Here is a 16,294-nt window from a genome sequence, read left to right on the forward strand (position 1 = left end):
CCGCCAGACCAGTACCGTCGCTCACCGTCAGGGGTTCCTCTCTCGTCGCAGCCTTCAGACAGCCACGACGATGGCGGGACCCCTGACCCGCGTGGTGGACCCTCAGCTACCCCTCACTCCCCACTCCAACGCGGAGAGCCCGCAATCAGGCGGCCGGACATTGGCGCTCGACCAAACAGGGTGTCAGGTCCGAACAGAGCGAGCGTGAGGACCATCAACGCCCGCCATCCCCAGCGCCACGGATCCCTTCGCTCGTAGCGAGGGCCGGATTGGAGGCTCATCCCCTCACCGTTCGGCGGCGCCTCCTTCATCATGAGAGTCGCCGATTCTGCACTGCCCCGCAAGGTCGGCGTGCTCCACTCCACTCAAGCACTGAGATCCGACTATTGCAGGCCGGTTGGCCGCCGGTTTCCCTATCTGAGCGAGACGGCGTCGTTGACTAGCTAGCTAGCTAGACGGTGGATCGGATTTGAAGGAAGACATAGCGAACCGTCGGCCTTCCCGACGTTTGGTGGCGTAGCGTCGCGGTCGATGGACATCACGACGGTCGTCGAGACCCGCACTGGCGTGCGCAGCGGCAAGCCTTGCTTCGTGGGGACGAGGATCGCGGTTCACGACGTCCTCGAGTACCTCGCTTCTGGGATGCCCACGGACGAGATCGTCCACGACTTCCCGGAGCTCACACCTGAGCTCGTCCGGGCCGCCGTCGAGTTCGCCGCCCTCCGGGAACGTCGTCTCGCCACGGCGTGAAGCTCCCGACCTGAGCGGCGCCGGACGTCGGGCTCCACGTAGAGGTTGCCGCCGCCGCTACTGGACCCGCTGGCGGGTCGGGTCGATCTTGACGATCACTCGGCGGCTCTGGATGGGGTTGCCGTACTCGGTGCCCATGTAGCGCTGGGAGAGGGCGTCGATGTGGGCGCGGGCGGCGTCGCTGTCGTCGTGGTCGACGACCCGGCCGGTGACCTCGGCGTAGTGGTACGGGTTCTCCGAGTCCCACACCGTGACCGTCACCTCGGGGTTCTTGGTCATCGCCTTGAACTTGCCGCGGTGCACCTCGGTGTTGATGAGCAGGTGGTCGTCGTCGGCGTCGACCCACATGACGTGGTTGGCGATGCTGCCGTCGGCGCGGTGGTAGGCGAGGGCGCCGAAGTTGCGGCCGGTGGCGAGGGTCTTGACGTCGGGGTCGACGGGCATGGCTGGCACTCCAGGGTGAGAGGGATCGTGGCCCCCAACCGATCCGGGCGACGAGGTATTTCCCTCTACCCCGATTTCCCGCACCAATCGCCGACCCACGCCCCACAATGGTCCGGTGCTGCAGGTCCGCGAGCTGAACGTGGAGGTGGGAGGCAACCTCGTCGTCGAGGGCGCCTCGTTCTCCGTGCGCGCCCGGGACAAGGTCGGCCTCGTCGGGCGCAACGGCGCCGGCAAGACCAGCCTGCTGCGGGTGCTCGGCGGCGCCGCCCAGCCCAAGGCCGGCGTCGTGCACATCACGGGCGGCCTCGGCTACCTCTCGCAGGATCCCCGCCTCGACACCACCGACGTCAACGTGTCCGGCGTCGATCACGTCCTCTCCGGGCGGGGCCTCGACGCCGCCCGGATCCGCCTCGAGAAGCTCCGCCTCGCCATCGAGGAGGACCCGTCCGACCGCAACGTCGCCCGCTTCAGCCGCGAGGAGGACGTCTACCGGATGGAGGGCGGCTACGAGGCGGAGCCCGAGGCCCGCAAGATCGCCGCCGGCCTGGGCCTGACGAACGAGCGCCTCGACCTGCCCATCGGTGTCCTCTCCGGTGGTGAGCGCCGGCGGGTCGAGCTCGCCCGCATCCTCTTCGCCGGCAGCGACGTCCTGCTCCTGGACGAGCCCACCAACCACCTCGACAACGACGCCCGGGACTGGATGCTCAAGTTCCTCCGTGGCTACAAGGGCGCCCTGCTGGTGGTGAGCCACGACCTCGAGCTGCTCGACGAGGCCATCACCCGGGTGCTGCACCTCGACCGCTCCGGCGAGGACGCCGTCGGCTCGATGGTCGAGTACAAGGGCACCTACTCGCAGTACCTGGTATCCCGGGAGAAGGACGAGGAGCGCCTGGCCAAGGTGGCCGCCCGCCAGGCGTCCGAGATCAACCGCCTGACGACGCTGGCCGACTCGATGCGCCACTCGACCGCGGCCCGGGCCCGCAAGGCCCAGACCCTCGACAGCCGGGTCAAACGCATGGAGCGCGAGCGGGTCGAGGGGCCGGCCCGCAAGCAGAAGCTGAACCTGCGCTTCCCCGAGCCGCCCAAGGCCGGCCGCACGGTGCTCACCGTCAGCGGGCTGGACAAGGCCTACGGCGATCTCCAGGTGTTCCAGGACGTGTCGTTCGACCTCGGCCGCGGGGAGCGCCTGCTGGTGATGGGCCTGAACGGCGCCGGCAAGACCAGCCTGCTGCGGGTGCTGGCCGAGGTGACCACCGCCGACGCCGGCGAGGTGACGCCGGGCCTTGGCGTCGAGCTGGGCTATTACGCCCAGGAGCACGAGGGCATCGAGGCCGGCAAGTCGCTGTTCGAGCACCTCGACGGCATGACCGGCCTGGGCGAGCAGGACCGCCGGGCGCTGCTCGGCATGTTCGGCCTCACCGGCGACAAGGCCTTCCAGGACGCGTCGACGCTGTCCGGCGGCGAGAAGACCAAGCTGGCCCTCGCCCAGCTGGTGGCCGGCCGCCACAACCTGCTGCTGCTCGACGAGCCCACCAACAACCTCGACCCGGGGTCCCGCACGGCGACCGCGGACGCGCTGGCGGCGTGGCCGGGCACCATGATCATCGTGAGCCACGACCGCGACTTCGTCCGCGAGCTCGCCCCCGACCGCGTGCTGATGATGCCCGAGGGCGACCTCGACTACTGGAGCGACGACCTGCTCGACCTGGTGGCGATGGCGTGACGCATCACTGGCCCCTCCTTCGTCGGAGCGGCTTCGCCATGTCGGCGGGCCTGGCGGCCGGTTCGCCGGTGCGGCTGCTCCGCTCCGCTCGCCGCGTCACCCCGTCGGCGATCGGCGCGCTCTCGTCGTCCGGGTCGACCGGACGGCCTCCGGAGCGGCGAGCGCGGTGAGGTACCGCTGGGCGGCGATGGTCGGAGGAGTCGCCATGGTGGCGCTCGCCGCCTGCGGGTCGGCCGAGTTGCCCGCCTCGGTGGCGGCGGCGCCGTCGACCACGGCCACCACCCTCAGCCCCGCGCAGCTCGAGGCGAACCTCGACCCGACCTGCGTCGCCGCGACCGACGTGCCCCCCGGCGCGACGGTGCACACCGTCTCGTCCGGCGGCGTCGAGCGCTCCTACCTCCAGTACGTGCCCGCCACCTACGAGGGCGTGGCCATGCCGGTGGTGGTGAGCCTGCACAACACCGGCGCCACCGCGGCCCAGCAGGACGAGTCCAGCGGCCTCCGCGAGGCCGCAGAGGCCGACGGCTTCGTGCTGCTCACGCCCCAGGCCCTCGGTGACGTGCCGGCGTGGGACACGGCTGCGGGCTCGGCCGACGTGACCTTCCTCACCGACCTGCTCACCCAGGCCGCCGGCGACTTCTGCCTCGAGCCGGAGCGGGTGTACGTGCTGGGCCACGGCGACGGCTCATCGTTCGCCGCCCGGGTGGCCTGCGACCTCTCCGAGACGGTGGCGGCGGCGGGGTTCGTCGGCGACGTGGTCGACCCCGATCCCTGCGACCAGCAGCGCCCCGTGCCGCTCGTCGTGCTCCCCGGCTTCGAGGGCGGCGTGGGGCCGTGGGTCACGCGCTACGGCTGCGACGAGGTGCCCTCGCTGGAGCCGGTGATCGCCGGCGCGACGGGCGAGGGCAGCCTGACCGCCTCGGTCTACCTCGGCTGCGTCGAGGGGGCCGCGCTCGAGACCCTGCCCCGAGCCGACCAGGCCCTGCTCAACGACGCCATCTGGGACTTCTTCTCGGCGCACCCCCTCGCAGAGGCCCCCTGAGCACCGGCCTGACTTCCCGAATCGCAGGGTCCGGCGTCGGTCGCGGCCCCGGCCGGTTTCTCGGAGCGGTGAGGCCGCCGGCGGCGGCCTGAGGGTTCCCAGATCGTCGGGCCTCGTGCCGGCTGCGCCGGCGCCGGCGGTCGAAGGCTTCCGAGAACGCCAGATCGGGGGTGGGCCAGGGCGCCGGCCGTGATCTCGGAGCGGTGAGGCCGGCGTCGGCGGTCTGAGGCTTTCCGGAAGGCCGGCCGGGCGGGTCCTGGGTGGCGCCGGTACGGTCGGGTAGGTGGACGACATGACGCCGCCCGCCGCCACCGACGCCGACTACCGCACCGAGCACGACTCGATGGGGGAGGTGCAGGTGCCCGTCAGCGCCCGGTGGGGGGCGCAGACGCAGCGGGCGATCGAGAACTTCCCCATCTCGGGCGGCACCATCGAGCGTCGCCTCATCCGGGCTCTCGCGCTGATCAAGGGTGAGGCCGCCCGGGTGAACGCCGGCCTGGTCGAGGTCCCGGCCGTCGACGACCGCATCGGCGGCGCCGTCGCCGAGGCGGCCGAGGCCGTCGCCGCGGGGGAGTGGGACGACCAGTTCCCGCTCGACGTCTTCCAGACCGGCTCGGGCACCTCGTCCAACATGAACATGAACGAGGTCCTCGCCAACCTCGCCTCCGAGGCGCTGGGCGAGCCCGGCGCCGTGCACCCGAACGACCACGTCAACGCGTCGCAGTCCTCGAACGACGTGTTCCCGTCCGCCATCCACCTGGCGGCGGCCGAGGCCATCCACGAGGACCTGCTGCCGGCGCTCGAGTACCTGGGCGCGGGTCTGCACGCCAAGTCCCTCCTGTTCGCCTCGGTGGTGAAGTCCGGCCGCACGCACCTGATGGATGCCACGCCCGTCACCCTGGGCCAGGAGTTCGGCGGGTACGCCGCCCAGGTGCACCAGGCGGCCGAGCGCCTGCGTTCCTGCGTGGCGCCCGTGGGCGAACTGCCCCTCGGTGGCACCGCGGTGGGCACGGGCATCAACGCCCCGTCGGCCTTCGCCCCGGCGGTCGTCACCGCGCTCGCCCACCGCACCGGCCTCCCGCTCAGCGAGGCCCGTGACCACTTCGCCGCCCAAGGGGCCCGGGACGCCCTGGTCGAGGCCTCGGGCCACTGCCGGCGCCTGGCCGTCGCCCTCATCAAGATCGCCAACGACATCCGCTGGATGGGCAGCGGCCCCCGCACGGGCCTCGCCGAGATCCGCATCCCCGACCTCCAGCCCGGGTCGTCGATCATGCCCGGCAAGGTCAACCCGGTGATCGCCGAGGCGGTCACGCAGGTCGGCGCCCAGGTGATGGGCAACGATGCCGCGGTGGCGTTCGCCGGGAGTCAGGGCAACTTCGAGCTGAACGTGTACCTGCCCGTGATGGGCCGCAACCTGCTCGAGTCGATCCGCCTGCTGGCCAACGTCAGCCGGGTGTTCGCCGACAAGTGCATCAGTGGGATCGAGGCCGACGAGGAGACCTGCCGGCGCTACGCCGAGTCGTCACCGGCCATCGGCACCTCGTTGAATCCGCACCTGGGCTACGAGGTGGTGGCGGACGTCATCAAGGCGTCGGTGAAGGAGGGCAAGACCATCCGCGAGGTCGTCCTCGAACGCGGCCTCATGGCCGAAGCGGACCTCGACCGCGCCCTCGACGTCGAGGCCATGACCCGCGGCGGTCTCCTCTGAGCGGGCCTCGGGCCCCGGACGCCGAATTTCGCTGGATCGATCATATGTTCGATGCTAGGGTCCCTCCACCCGACGCCACGAGATCGAGCCGGAGGCGGCGCCCACGGCGCCGGCCTGATCGATAGTGCCGGAGCATCCGGCGATGAGTTCCCGAGGGCCGTGTCGTCATCTCCGATGCTGACCCGTGCGACGACCCTGACCTGAGGTAGGAGAGGCAATGGCTGCGATCGAGGCGACGGCGCTGACGAAGCGCTACCACAGCAAGGAGGGGGACGTCGACGCGGTGAACGGCGTCGACCTGAGGGTCGAGGAGGGCGAGATCTTCGGCTTCCTCGGACCGAACGGGGCAGGCAAGTCCACGACGGTCCGCATGCTCACGACCCTGCTCTCGATCACGTCCGGCACCGCGGTGGTGTCGGGGGTCGACGTCGGGTCCGATCCGGCCGGCGCCCGCACCAAGATCGGCGTGGCCCTCCAGGAGGCCGGCCTCGACGAGCGCCAGAATGGCCGCGAGCTCCTGCTCCTTCAGGCCCGGCTGTTCGGCATGAGCGCCGCCGACGCCGCGGAGCGAACGCAGGAGCTGCTCGAGCTGGTCGACCTCGTCGACGCCGCCGACCGCCTGATCAAGGGCTACTCCGGGGGCATGAAGCGCCGGCTGGACCTCGCCTCGGCCCTCGTGCACCGGCCCGACGTCCTCTTCCTCGACGAGCCCACGACCGGCCTCGACCCCGGCAGCCGGCTCGTCATGTGGGACGAGGTCCGCAGCATCAACGCGCAGGGCACCACGGTGTTCCTCACCACCCAGTACCTCGAAGAGGCCGATCAGCTCTGCGGTCGCCTCGCCATCATCGACGGCGGGCGCATCGTCCGGGAGGGCTCGCCCGCCGAGCTGAAGGCCGAGCTGCGCGCACGGGCCGGCATGGACCACGACCCCACGCTCGACGACGTGTTCCTCGACGCAACGGGGCGCACCCGCGAACGACAGGCCGGCGACGTCCAGGAGGTGCAGGCATGAGCGAGACCCTCGTGCTCACGCGGCGAGCGATCGTGGAGGGCGCCCGTTCGCCCGAGTCGCTGATGCCGGTGTTCTTCATCCCGCTGTTCTTCTTCGTGGTGAACATCGGGCAGGCCTCCAAGATCTTCCCGAGCGACGGCACCCCCTTCCTCGAGGGCCAGGGCTACGCCGCCTTCTCCCTGCCCACCGCGCTGTTGACCGCGGCCTCGTTCGGCACCGCCGCCCTCTTCCTCGTCGAGGAGATCGAGGGCGGCTACTTCGACAAGCTCCGGGCCACGCCCATCCCGCGCCACTCGATCGTCCTGGGCCGGCTGCTGTCCGAGACCCTGAAGATGTTCCTCGTGGCCTCGGTCATCATCGGGGTGGGCATGTTGTTCGGAGTCCGCATCGAGAGCGGCCCGCTGGGCTTTCTCCTGCTGCTGGTCATCATGGCCACCTGGGCCACGGTGTTCGCCGGGTTCATGCAGCTCGTGGCCATGAAGTCCCGCAGCGCGGCGGCCACCAACTCGGCCAGCTTCATCTTCTTCCCGCTGCTGTTCCTCACGCCCAACTTCGTGCCCCGCGACCAGCTCACCCGCCCGATGGAGATCGCCGCGTCGCTCAACCCGGTCACCTACATCATGGAGGCGGCCCGCTCGCTCATCCTCGTGGGCTTCGAGGCGAAGACCCTCCTCACCTGCGCCGCCGTCCTGGTGGTCGGACTCATCCTCGCCGTGACCCTCAACGTCCGGGCCATCAACCACTACGACTGAGGGCGCCCCGGTCGACGGACGGAGTCCGCGCCGGCGCCGGCGGGCGCCGCCCGGCTCGGGTCAGGCGTCGGCGGGGGCGCCGAGGGCGGGGGATCCCTCGAAGGGGCCGGGATCTCCGTGGGCGGGGATCACCGGGTTGCTCCACTTCAGGACTCGGGTGAGCCCCTGGGCCACCTCGCTCCACTCGGCGGCCTTCCAACCCTCGGCGACGCCCACGAGGGTGCCGTCCTGGGCGAGGTGAACGAACGCTGGCAGCTGCTCGAGGCCGAGGGCCTTGACCGCGGCACGGTCGGGGTCGGTGAAGGTGAGGATGCGATCGGTCCACGGGCCGAGGAACTGGCGGGCCTCGTCCTCGTTGCCGGTGACCAGGAACGCCGTGCGGCAGTCGGCGTCGGCGTAGGTGCTGAGGATGCGGCCGGCGGTCTTCAACAGCCAGCTGCTCTCCCACGTGAACGGGTCGATGACGACCACGGCGAGGCGGAACGTGGTGAGCCACTCGGCGAGGGGACGGCCCTCGCCGTCCAGCGGGTTGAGCTCGAGGTCGGCAGGAGGAGCAGTCGCCACGGCCCCGAAACTACACGGCGGGTCCCCGCCCGAACGAACTCCGGCGTCGGCCGGGATCGCGGGCGGGAGCACGGTCGGGATCGGGGCCGGATGTGCCGGGCCCCGGGCCGCCGGGCGGCGGTACCCTCGCCGACGTGCACCCCATCGAGCGCCTCCGCTACGTGGCCCGGGCCTCGGGGGTGGATCAGTCGCTGCTGGTCCAGGAGACGGCGTCGGCGCTGGGTGCCTTCGGGTCGGACCCCGCCGGCATGGTCACGGCGTGCCGTCGCATCGTGTCCCGCCACCCGGCCTGCGGGGCGCTCTGGTGGCTGTGCGGCAGGGTGCTGACCGCCAACGACCCCATGCCCGAGGCATGGCGGGCGGCGGACGAGATGGACGCCGACCGGACCGCGCTGGAGCTCAGCAGGGCGTTGCCCGACGACGCGACCCTCTGCCTGCTGGGCTGGCCCGACGTCGCCGGCGAGGCCCTGCCCCGGCGGGGTGACGTCGAGGCGCTGGTGGTCGACGTGCTGGGCGAGGGCTCCGGTCTGGTGCGGCGCCTGCTCGCCGCAGACGTCGACGCCGTCGATGTGGCCACCCACGGGCTGGGCGGCGCCGCCTCGACGGCGGACGTCGTGGTCCTCGAGGCGTCGGCGGTCGGCCCCGACGGGTTCGTCGCGGTCGCCGGCTCGAGGGCGGCGGCTGCGGTCGCCCGCCACAACGGCACGCCGGTGTGGCTGGTGGCCGGTGTCGGCCGCCTCGTGCCCGGCCGGGTGTGGGACGCCGTCGTGTCCAAGGTCGACCTCGCTGCCGAGCCCTGGGAGGCCGACGACGAGATCGTGCCCCTCGACCTCGTCGACCAGGTGGTCGGTCCCACCGGGCCGCTCCCGGTTGCCGACGCCCTGCGTCGCACCGATTGCCCGGTGGCGGCCGAGCTGCTCGTCGACCTCTAGCACGACGAGTCGACGTGCCCGCCTCCGAATCAGCCCTTCTGGGTACTCGCATGTATCGCTGGCAACACAGGGGAGTACCCAGAACGATCGGAGGGTGCGGTCCGGCGGCGCCGGCACGCCCGGTCGCCCCGTAGCATCGCCGGCATGCCTTCACGCCGTGACCTCGTCCGCATGACCGATGAGGAAGTCGACGCCTTCCTCCACGAGCGCCAGACCATGAACATCGCCACCTTCGGCCCCGACGGCAACATCCACCTCGTGGCCATGTGGTACGGCTTCATCGACGGGAAGCCCGCCTTCGAGACCTTCACCAAGTCGCAGAAGATAAAGAACCTCCAGCGCGACAACCGCATCACCGTGCTGGTGGAGGACGGCGACGAGTACGACAAGCTCCGCGGCGTCGAGATCGTGGGCACCGCCGAGGTCACTGAGGACCCCGAGGTGGTCATGCCGGTCGCCCGGTCGGTGGTGGACCGCTACTTCGGCGTCGAGAACCCCGACGACCTCGACGCCGTGGCCGCCGGGCTGGCCCACAAGCGCTCGGCCGTGGTCATCACCGCCGACAAGGTCGTCTCGTGGGACCACAACAAGCTGGGCGGCACCTACTGACGTGGGCGAGAGCGTCCGCCTGAGCGAGGGCGTCGGCGGCGCGGCGATCGACGCCGGCGACGGCCCCGTCGACGGCTACCTGGCCGCGCCCGGCCACGGCAGTGCCGGGCCGGCGCTGATCGTGCTCGGCCCGGCGTTGGCCGCGGACGCCGGCACGGTCGCCAGCTGTGACCGCTTCGCCGCCGAGGGCTTCACGGCGGCGGCGCCGGACCTCGTGGTGCCCGTGGGCAGCGAGCGGGCCGTGCTGGGCGTGAACGTGCCGCTGCTCCTGCAACGCCTGGCCGGCGTCGTGGCCGCACTCGAAGGCCACCCGCTCGTCCACGGGCGGGGTGTGGGGGTGCTGGGTTGGGGGGACGGAGGCGGCCACCTGGCCATCGAGGCCGCTGCGGGGCTCCCGGACGACGTGCGCGCACTCGTGCTGGTCGATGCCCCGGTGCTCGCCGAGGACGTCGCCGCGAGCTGGGCGGTGCTGCAGTGCCCGGTCGAGGCCCACTACGGCCTGGCCGGGATGCCCGACCGCCGGGGCGAACTCGACCGGGTGGAGGACGCCGCCCGTCACCTGAAGCTCTCCCTCGACGTGTTCGCCTACGCCGGCGCCGCCCCCGGCTTCTTCGACGAGACCTCTCCGGCCCACGACGCCGACGCCGCCCACGAGGCCTTCACCCGCACCCTGTCGTTCCTCCGGGCCCACCTCGGGTGACGGCGATGACCACGTCTCGGTCCCGGTCTCGACGAACCGGAGGCAAGAGCGCGCGGGATGCGCGCGCCATTGCCTCGACTTCGGCGGCGGCGCCTGTCGACTCTGGCGCCACGGGTCCGAGGCATCAGCGGTGACCGAGATCGCGCCTCTGCCCCCCGGCGGGTTCGTCGAGCGGTACCTGCTGCTCGGGCTGCGCCTCGGGCGTCACCTCGACGGGCTGGTCGACGCCTACTACGGCCCGCCGGAGCTGGCCCGACGGGTCGACGACGAGGCGAAGGTCGAGCTCGGCGAGCTGGTGGCCGAGGCGTCCCGACTGGTGGCCGACCTCGACGCGCCGGGTGATGTCGACGGTATGGACGCCGGCCGGCGCCATTGGCTGCGGGCGCAGTGCGCCGGCCTCGTCACCACGGCGGCCAAGCTGCGGGGCGACGCCATCGGGTACTCCGACGAGGTCGAGGCCTGCTACGGCGTGCGCCCCGAGCGGGTGCCCGAGGAGCGCTTCGCCGCCGCCCACGGCGCCCTCGACGAGGTGCTGCCCGGCACGGGGACGCTGGCCGAACGGTACGGGACGTGGCGGGAGGCGCAGGCCGTCCCGCCCGAGCAGCTGGGCGCCGCCATCGCCTCGTTGGCCGAGGACTTCCGGGCCCGGACGGACACGATGTTCGGGCTCCCCGAGGGCGAGCACGTCGAGTTCGAGCTCGTGCGGGACCAGCCCTGGTCGGGCTTCAACTACTACGAGGGCGGGCTGCGCAGCCGGGTGGCCATCAACGTCGACCTGCCTGTGCTCAGCCCCACGTTGGCCCACCTGGTCGCCCACGAGGCCTATCCCGGCCACCACACCGAGCACAGCCGCAAGGAGGTCGGGCTCGTGCGCCGGCGGGGCCATCTCGAGGAGACCATCTTCCTCGTGGGCACGCCGCAGTGCCTGCTGGCGGAGGGTCTGGCCGATCTCGGGCTCGAGGTGCTGGTGGGGAAGCGGCCCGAGCCCGTCGTGGCCGAGCACCTGCGCCCCCTCGGGATCCCCTACGACGCCGAGGTCGTGGCCAGCGTGGCCGAGGCGGCGGGGTCGCTCGACAAGGTGCGGGGCAATGCCGCCCTGCTCCTGCACGAGGACGGCGCCGACCCCGACGACGCCGTCGCCTACCTGTCGCGCTGGTCGCTGCTGCCGAAGGCCCGGGCCGAGAAGGCGGTGTCGTTCCTCATGGACCCGACGTGGCGCGCGTACATCAGCTGCTACGTCGAGGGCCTCCCCCTCTGCCGGGCGTGGGTGGCCGGCGACCCCGCCCGCTTCGAGCGCCTCCTCTCCGAGCCCCTCACGCCGGCGCAGCTCCAAGCCGCCTGATCGCGCCGACTGAGCGCCGCGCCCGTCGCGGTGCAACGGTCCTTCGCCCCTTTCGGCGGTGCGGTGGCGGCGCGACCGTGGAGACGTCGGGCGAAAGGAGACGCTCATGTCTCGCCGTCGTCTCGTGCTTCTCGGTCTCGTCGCCGCGCTGGCGTGGCTCCTCGTGGTCGCGACCCCCGCCACCGTCACCCCGGCCGCCGCTTCGGCGCAGGCGCGATCGGCGCCAGGGCAACCGGAGGCGACGGCCACCTGGCGGCAGGTCGATGCGGGCACCGCCCACACCTGCGCAGTGCGCGCCGACGGGCGCCTGTTCTGCTGGGGTCGGGGCGACCACGGCGAGCTCGGCAACGGCGCCGAGGACGACCACGCCCACCCGGTCGAGGTGACCGGGGGCCGCACCGACTGGGCGGTGGTGTCCGCGGGCATGTTCCACACGTGCGCCCGTCGCCGCACGGGCCAGCTCTACTGCTGGGGCATGGACGACTGGGGCCAGCTCGGCGATGGCGGGACGAACACGAGCCAGTCGCAGCCGGTCGAGGTGGCCGGCGGGCGCACCGACTGGGCAGGCGTGGCAGCCGGGGGCGGGACCACCTGCGCCGTCCGTCGCGGCGGCCGCCTCTTCTGCTGGGGTGACGACTCCACCGCCCAGCTGGGCGACGGCGGGACGAACACGTCCCAGTCGAGCCCCGTCGAGGTGATCGGCGGTCGCACCGACTGGGCCAGCGTGACCGTCGGGGACGGGCACACCTGCGCCCGCCGGACCACGAGCCGCTTGTTCTGCTGGGGACGGGACGACCACGGACAGGCGGGCGACGGCGGCGGCGTCGACCCCTCCAAAGGGACTCCGGTGCAGGTCGCGGGCAACCGCACGGACTGGAGCAAGGTGACGGCGGGCTCGGCCCACACGTGCGCCCGGCGCGCGGATGGCCGCCTGTTCTGCTGGGGCTTCGGGATCTACGGCCAGCGGGGCGACGGGACCCACCTCGCCAACCGCGGGGCACCGTTCGAGGTCCTCGGTGGCCGCACGGACTGGGCCAGCGTCTCCGCAGGGGGCCAGCACACGTGCGCCCGACGCACGACGGGGCGGCTCTTCTGCGCCGGCTACGACGGCTCGGGTCAGCTCGGCATCGGTGGCGGGCAGACCGACCGGGCCACACCCACCCAGGTGGCGGGGAGCCGCACCGACTGGTCCGTCGTGTCCGCAGGCGGCGCCCACACCTGTGCGCTGCGGAGCTCCGGCCGCCTCTTCTGCTGGGGAGCGAACGCCTACGGCCAAGTGGGAGACGGCGGCGCTGCCTTCAGCCAGCCCACCCCGGTCGAAGTGATGCTCTGAGACCCTCCCCGCCGCCTTGGTGCGGCTGCAGGGGCCGGACCTACCATCGGCCCCATGTCCGAACGCACCCGCAACCTGCCGCGCCGCTCCTGCCTGTCGATCCCCGGCTCCAGCGAGAAGATGCTCGGCAAGGGCCCCAACATCCCCGCCGACATGATCTTCCTCGACCTCGAGGACTCCGTCTCCCCGCTCGAGAAGGAAGCCTCCCGGGCCAAGGTGGTCGAGGCCATCAAGACCCAGGACTGGGGCGAGAAGGTGCTGTGCGTGCGGGTCAACGCCTGGGACACCGAGTGGACGGCCTACGACATCATCGAGGTCGTCGGCAACGCCGGCGAGCGCCTCGAGGAGATCATGCTCCCGAAGGTGCAGACCGCGGCCGAGGTCGTGGCCATGGACCTGCTCCTCACCCAGGTCGAGAAGAAGGCGGGCCTGCCCATCGGCCACATCGGCATCGAGGCCCAGATCGAGACGGCCCAGGGCCTCATCAACGTCGAGGAGATCTGTGCCGCCTCCCCGCGGACCGAGACCATCATCCTCGGCCCGGTCGACTTCTCGGCCTCGATGGAGATGCCCTCGCTCCAGGGCGGGCTCCAGATCCCCGAGTACCCCGGCGACTACTTCCACTACCCCTTCATGAAGATCTTGATGGCGGGCCGGGCCAACGGCCTGCAGGTCATCGACGGCCCCTACGTCAAGGTGCGCGACCCCGAGGGCTTCCGTGACTACTGCACCCGCACCCAGATCCTGGGCTACGACGGCAAGTGGGCGCTGCACCCCGACCAGGTCACCATCCTCAACGAGGTCTTCGGCCCCAACCAGGAGCAGTTCGACCACGCCTGGGCCGTGCTCGACGCCTACGAGGAGGCCACCACCACCGGCGAGCGCAAGGGTGCGGTGATGATGGGCGACGAGATGATCGACGAGGCCAGCCGCAAGGTGGCCCTCAAGGTCGTCGCCCGCGGCGAGCGCGCCGGCTTCACCCGCACCGCCGGCTGACGGCGAACTCGAGGCAATAGCCCCCGGAAACCGGGGGCTATTGCCTCGAGAACGAATGATCGAGTGGGACGGCGCCGGGGCCCAGCCGGGCCCCTCCGTCAGGCGGCGGCCTTCTGGCGGTCGAGGAGGCGCCTCGCGATGACCTTCAGGCAGAGGGTCTCGTCGGCGCCCTCGAAGATGGACAGCACGCGGGCGTCGACGAAGTAGCGGCTGACCGGGTACTCCTCGGCGTAGCCGAACCCGCCGTGGATCTGCATGGCCTCGCGGGTGACCCACTCGGCGGCGCGGCACACGTACGCCTTGACCATCGACGCCTCCAGCGCCCCCTCGCCGACGGCCATCATGCGGGCCACGGCGTAGGAGTACTGGCGGCTGGCCTGGATGATCACGGCCATGCGGGCCAGCTTCACCTTGGTGAGCTGGTAGTCGCCGATGGGATGGCCGAACACGGCGCGATCCTGGGCGTACTGGCGGGCCTCCTCGTAGGCGGCCTGCATGACGCCGACGGCCCGTGCCGCGGTCTGGAGGCGGCCGTTCTCGAAGCCTTCCATCTGGTAGTAGAAGCCCTTGCCGAGCCCGTCCTCGCCGCCGACCTGGTTGGCCGCGGCGACGAACCAGTTGTCGAGGGCGATCTCGTAGGAGTGCATGCCCCGGTAGCCGATGGTGTCGATGGCCCGGCCCTCCATCTTCCCGCCGCCGGGGGCGCCGCCGTCGGCGCCGGCCTCCTGGGTGAACTCGAAGCCGTGCCCCTCGCCGCGGGGCTTGGGCACCACGAACATCGACAGGCCCCGGTGGGTCTTCGAGCGGTCGGGGTCGGTGCGGGCCAGCAGCATGAGGGCATCGGCGCGGGCGCCGAAGGTGCACCACGTCTTCACGCCGTTGATGAGCCAGCCGCCCTCGGTCGGGGTGGCGGTGACCTTGATGCCGGCGACGTCGGAGCCGTAGTCGGGCTCGGTCACGGCGACCGCGGCCATGACCTCGGCCGTGGCCAGCTTCGGCAGCCACTCCTGCTTCTGCTCCTCCGTGCCGCCCTTGACCAGGGCGCGGGTGAGGATCTCGGGCCGCGTGATGAGCGATCCGCCGATGCCGAGCGAGCCCCGCGACAGCTCCTCGGTGGCCACGACCATGCCCATGTAGTCGCTCTCGCCGCCGCCGGCGAAGCCTCCGTACTCCTCGGGGACGGACAGGCCGAAGCCGCCCATCTCGGCGAGGCCCGAGATGATGTCCTCGGGCACGTCGGCGTTGGTGCGGTGCACGTGCTCGGCGGCAGGGCGGATCTTGTCCTCGGCGAAGCGCCGGAACGTGTCCTGCACGAGCTCGAAGTCGGCGTCGAGGTGGCGGGGGCCCTCGTCGTCGGCGAGCGACGCGAGGAACGCGGGGTCCCGGAAGGTGGCCAGGAACGGGCGGGCGGCGTCGAGCGCGCCGGCGTCGATGCCCCAGTCGCCCTCCCGGCCGTAGGTGCGGGCGGCCAGGTCGGCCACGGCGTCGGCCACGAAGGCGCAGGCGATGCGGCCCTCGACGTCGCCCTTGGCGCCGTAGTCGAGCAAGCCGCTCGACATCTCGACCGCGGAAGCGGCGTGGGCCACGTCGTAGGCGAGGGCCTGGTGGTCGTCGAGGCCGACCTCGGCGAGACGGGAGGTCGCGGCGGTGACCACACCGCGGGCGAGGTCGATGGCCGCGGCGGCTGCGGCGAGGTCGGGGGAGGTGACGTCGGTCATGACCGGAAAGTTACCGACCGGTAGGGAGCGGCGACCATCCGGGCGGGGCGGCGATGCGCGGCCGGTGGCTACATTGACCGCATGCGTCGGGTCTTCGTGCGGTCGCACGGGGCGAAGCGGGACAGCCCGGTGCCGGAGGAGACGGCGGCGGCGGCCCGGGCCGAGGTCGCCTGCCACGCACCGTTCGGGAACCTGTTCCTCGACCCGCTGGGGGAGGCCCGGGCCTGCTGTGTCGCCGCGGGCTACCCACTCGGGGACCTGTCCGAGCAGCGCCTGCCCGAGATCTGGAGCGCGCCGCGCACGGTGGCACTGCGGCAGGCGATGGTGGATCGGGACTTCTCGATGGGCTGCGGCCACTGCGACTGGCGCCTCGGCGCCGGCCTGCCGAGCGTGCACCACGCCTACGACGCGCTCCCCGCCGACAGCCTCACGCCGCCGTCGCCGCGCCGGCTGGAGATCAACATCTCGAACTCGTGCAACCTGCAGTGCGTGATGTGCAACGGGGACTACTCCTCGGCCATCCGGCTGCACCGGGAGGGTCGGCCGGCGCTGCCGAAGGTCTACGGCGAGAGCTTCTTCAGCGATCTCGAGGCCATCATCCCGAACCTGCAGGAGGTGTCGTTCACGGGGGGTGAGCCGTTCCTGGTGCCGGAGTACTACCGGATC

At 71.9% G+C, this 16,294-nt stretch carries 16 protein-coding genes; 13 read left to right on the forward strand and 3 right to left on the reverse strand.

Features of this window, described 5'->3' with window-relative positions; all coding sequences use genetic code 11:
- Positions 1 to 531: 531 nt before the first annotated feature.
- Complete coding sequence (locus tag JNK12_12005) at positions 532 to 750, forward strand: DUF433 domain-containing protein (GenBank protein ID MBL8776656.1); 219 nt, start codon at positions 532 to 534, stop codon at positions 748 to 750.
- A 57-nt stretch (positions 751 to 807) separates the two neighbouring features.
- Here the strand turns inward: JNK12_12005 and JNK12_12010 are convergent, their stop codons facing one another.
- Entirely contained in the window at positions 808 to 1,194 is a 387-nt protein-coding gene (locus JNK12_12010) for a TIGR03618 family F420-dependent PPOX class oxidoreductase (protein MBL8776657.1), read from the reverse strand.
- Between the two features lie 115 nt (positions 1,195 to 1,309).
- On the opposite strand from JNK12_12010, the gene JNK12_12015 reads away from it, so the two are divergent.
- The 5 genes from JNK12_12015 to JNK12_12035 all read left to right on the forward strand — a co-directional run bounded on the left by JNK12_12015 (position 1,310) and on the right by JNK12_12035 (position 7,434).
- Complete coding sequence (locus JNK12_12015; protein MBL8776658.1) at positions 1,310 to 2,917, forward strand: ABC-F family ATP-binding cassette domain-containing protein; 1,608 nt, start codon at positions 1,310 to 1,312, stop codon at positions 2,915 to 2,917.
- Between the two features lie 205 nt (positions 2,918 to 3,122).
- Complete coding sequence (locus JNK12_12020) at positions 3,123 to 3,959, forward strand: hypothetical protein (GenBank protein MBL8776659.1); 837 nt, start codon at positions 3,123 to 3,125, stop codon at positions 3,957 to 3,959.
- Positions 3,960 to 4,251: 292 nt separating this feature from the next.
- Positions 4,252 to 5,667 carry a class II fumarate hydratase gene (locus tag JNK12_12025; protein ID MBL8776660.1) on the forward strand — a complete coding sequence of 472 codons (1,416 nt, stop codon included), beginning with the start codon at positions 4,252 to 4,254 and terminating at the stop codon, positions 5,665 to 5,667.
- A gap of 217 nt (positions 5,668 to 5,884) precedes the next feature.
- Positions 5,885 to 6,682: an ATP-binding cassette domain-containing protein gene (locus JNK12_12030; GenBank protein ID MBL8776661.1), complete on the forward strand. Its 798-nt coding sequence runs from the start codon at positions 5,885 to 5,887 to the stop codon at positions 6,680 to 6,682.
- A complete protein-coding gene (locus JNK12_12035; protein ID MBL8776662.1) occupies positions 6,679 to 7,434 on the forward strand; it encodes an ABC transporter permease in 756 nt (251 codons plus the stop codon). Before JNK12_12030 ends, JNK12_12035 begins: the two co-directional genes overlap by 4 nt.
- A gap of 60 nt (positions 7,435 to 7,494) precedes the next feature.
- Here the strand turns inward: JNK12_12035 and JNK12_12040 are convergent, their stop codons facing one another.
- The gene (locus JNK12_12040; GenBank protein MBL8776663.1) at positions 7,495 to 7,998 is read right to left on the reverse strand and encodes a hypothetical protein; all 504 of its coding nucleotides are present in this window, start codon (positions 7,996 to 7,998) and stop codon (positions 7,495 to 7,497) included.
- Positions 7,999 to 8,132: 134 nt separating this feature from the next.
- Between JNK12_12040 and JNK12_12045 the strand changes: the two genes are divergently transcribed.
- From JNK12_12045 to JNK12_12070, 6 genes are all read left to right on the forward strand, one after another.
- Entirely contained in the window at positions 8,133 to 8,930 is a 798-nt protein-coding gene (locus JNK12_12045; GenBank protein MBL8776664.1) for a hypothetical protein, read from the forward strand.
- A 144-nt stretch (positions 8,931 to 9,074) separates the two neighbouring features.
- Positions 9,075 to 9,539 (forward strand): PPOX class F420-dependent oxidoreductase, encoded by a 465-nt coding sequence (locus JNK12_12050; protein MBL8776665.1) that lies wholly within the window; start codon positions 9,075 to 9,077, stop codon positions 9,537 to 9,539.
- A 1-nt stretch (position 9,540) separates the two neighbouring features.
- Positions 9,541 to 10,239, forward strand: a complete 699-nt coding sequence (locus tag JNK12_12055; GenBank protein MBL8776666.1) for a dienelactone hydrolase family protein — start codon at positions 9,541 to 9,543, stop codon at positions 10,237 to 10,239.
- A gap of 130 nt (positions 10,240 to 10,369) precedes the next feature.
- Complete coding sequence (locus tag JNK12_12060) at positions 10,370 to 11,581, forward strand: hypothetical protein (protein MBL8776667.1); 1,212 nt, start codon at positions 10,370 to 10,372, stop codon at positions 11,579 to 11,581.
- Between the two features lie 106 nt (positions 11,582 to 11,687).
- The gene (locus JNK12_12065) at positions 11,688 to 12,914 is read left to right on the forward strand and encodes a hypothetical protein (protein ID MBL8776668.1); all 1,227 of its coding nucleotides are present in this window, start codon (positions 11,688 to 11,690) and stop codon (positions 12,912 to 12,914) included.
- Between the two features lie 54 nt (positions 12,915 to 12,968).
- On the forward strand, positions 12,969 to 13,910 hold the full coding sequence (locus JNK12_12070; GenBank protein ID MBL8776669.1) for a CoA ester lyase: 942 nt from the start codon (positions 12,969 to 12,971) through the stop codon (positions 13,908 to 13,910).
- A gap of 98 nt (positions 13,911 to 14,008) precedes the next feature.
- Here JNK12_12070 and JNK12_12075 read toward each other — a convergent pair whose 3' ends face one another.
- Entirely contained in the window at positions 14,009 to 15,628 is a 1,620-nt protein-coding gene (locus tag JNK12_12075; GenBank protein ID MBL8776670.1) for an acyl-CoA/acyl-ACP dehydrogenase, read from the reverse strand.
- An 81-nt stretch (positions 15,629 to 15,709) separates the two neighbouring features.
- Here JNK12_12075 and JNK12_12080 point away from each other — a divergent pair.
- Positions 15,710 to 16,294: SPASM domain-containing protein (locus tag JNK12_12080; protein MBL8776671.1), on the forward strand; the 585-nt coding region annotated here is incomplete at its 3' end.

This window comes from Acidimicrobiales bacterium, from assembly GCA_016794585.1.
In the GTDB taxonomy this organism is placed as follows: Bacteria; Actinomycetota; Acidimicrobiia; order Acidimicrobiales; family DATDAH01; genus JAEUJM01.

Excerpts from the sequence above, each read along its gene's own strand:
- JNK12_12025 (MBL8776660.1), top strand. The coding sequence starts at position 4,252 with ATGACGCCGCCCGCCGCCACCGACGCCGACTACCGCACCGAGCACGAC.
- JNK12_12010 (MBL8776657.1), bottom strand. The coding sequence starts at position 1,194 with ATGCCCGTCGACCCCGACGTCAAGACCCTCGCCACCGGCCGCAACTTC.
- JNK12_12070 (MBL8776669.1), top strand. The coding sequence starts at position 12,969 with ATGTCCGAACGCACCCGCAACCTGCCGCGCCGCTCCTGCCTGTCGATC.
- JNK12_12050 (MBL8776665.1), top strand. The coding sequence starts at position 9,075 with ATGCCTTCACGCCGTGACCTCGTCCGCATGACCGATGAGGAAGTCGAC.
- JNK12_12030 (MBL8776661.1), top strand. The coding sequence starts at position 5,885 with ATGGCTGCGATCGAGGCGACGGCGCTGACGAAGCGCTACCACAGCAAG.
- JNK12_12065 (MBL8776668.1), top strand. The coding sequence starts at position 11,688 with ATGTCTCGCCGTCGTCTCGTGCTTCTCGGTCTCGTCGCCGCGCTGGCG.
- JNK12_12005 (MBL8776656.1), top strand. The coding sequence starts at position 532 with ATGGACATCACGACGGTCGTCGAGACCCGCACTGGCGTGCGCAGCGGC.
- JNK12_12075 (MBL8776670.1), bottom strand. The coding sequence starts at position 15,628 with ATGACCGACGTCACCTCCCCCGACCTCGCCGCAGCCGCCGCGGCCATC.
- JNK12_12020 (MBL8776659.1), top strand. The coding sequence starts at position 3,123 with ATGGTGGCGCTCGCCGCCTGCGGGTCGGCCGAGTTGCCCGCCTCGGTG.
- JNK12_12035 (MBL8776662.1), top strand. The coding sequence starts at position 6,679 with ATGAGCGAGACCCTCGTGCTCACGCGGCGAGCGATCGTGGAGGGCGCC.